This is a genomic window from Mesorhizobium sp. WSM4847 (genome assembly GCF_055811335.1).
The window spans coordinates 1-427 of record NZ_JBVVPY010000115.1 but is presented as its reverse complement, the minus strand read 5'-3'; the positions used below and the strand labels follow the sequence as shown (position 1 = coordinate 427).

Here is a 427-nt window from a genome sequence, read left to right as displayed (position 1 = left end):
CCCGGGTCGACGGCATCATCGACAAGCTGCCGGTCAAGCAAGGACAGCACGTCAAGACGGGCGACCTCGTGCTGATGTTGGCAGCCGAGGAAAAGCTTTCGGCGCTCAGCAATGCCAAGCAGCTTGTCGCGCAGCGTCAGGCCGAACTCGATGCGGCCTCGCGGCTGACGAAAACCGGCAATCTGCCCAAGCTGCAGCTCGATACGGCTCGCTCCAACCTGACGCAAGGCCAGTCGCATCTGGAAGCCGCGCAGGCCGAGCTTGATCGCAATGAGGTGAAGGCGCCGTTCGACGGCGTCATCGACCGGGTACCGGTGGAGCTTGGCAGTTCCGTGATGCAGGGCGACGAAGTGGCAACCATTCTGAGCCTCGACCCTGTGATCGCCCGCGGCGAGGTCAGCGAGCGTGATCTCGGCTATCTGAAGAT

Annotated in this window: 1 protein-coding gene; it reads left to right on the top strand. The window is 63.0% G+C overall.

Annotated elements, in window-relative coordinates; genetic code table 11:
* A partial coding sequence (locus AC0L28_RS34770; RefSeq protein ID WP_473483014.1) for an efflux RND transporter periplasmic adaptor subunit occupies positions 1-427 on the top strand: 427 nt, incomplete at both ends.